Annotated in this window: 2 tRNA genes; both read right to left on the bottom strand. The window is 51.9% G+C overall.

The features are described 5' to 3' along the window. Positions 1-22 precede the first annotated feature (22 nt). Positions 23-96: transfer RNA gene (locus H7U37_RS15475), tRNA-Ile, on the bottom strand. A 67-nt stretch (positions 97-163) separates the two neighbouring features. Beyond that, a tRNA-Ala gene (locus tag H7U37_RS15470) sits at positions 164-236 on the bottom strand. Positions 237-239: the final 3 nt, after the last annotated feature.

The raw sequence follows: 239 nt of genomic DNA, 5'->3' as shown, positions 1-239 counted from the left end.
TCTTTCTCGAAAGAAAAGGAAGTGGGCCCAAGTGGACTCGAACCACCGACCTCACGATTATCAGTCGTGCGCTCTAGCCAGCTGAGCTATGGGCCCGTGTCTCTGGCTACCCAAAATATATTAAAGCTTCCTTTGCCTACTTTCTTTCTCGAAAGAAAGTAGGTGGAGGTAATCGGGCTCGAACCGATGACCCCCTGCTTGCAAAGCAGGTGCTCTTCCAGCTGAGCTATACCCCCGAC

The organism is Pseudoflavonifractor phocaeensis (assembly GCF_016901735.1).
Classification (GTDB): Bacteria; Bacillota; Clostridia; order Oscillospirales; family Oscillospiraceae; genus Pseudoflavonifractor_A.
This window is presented reverse-complemented; position numbering and strand designations above follow the sequence as displayed.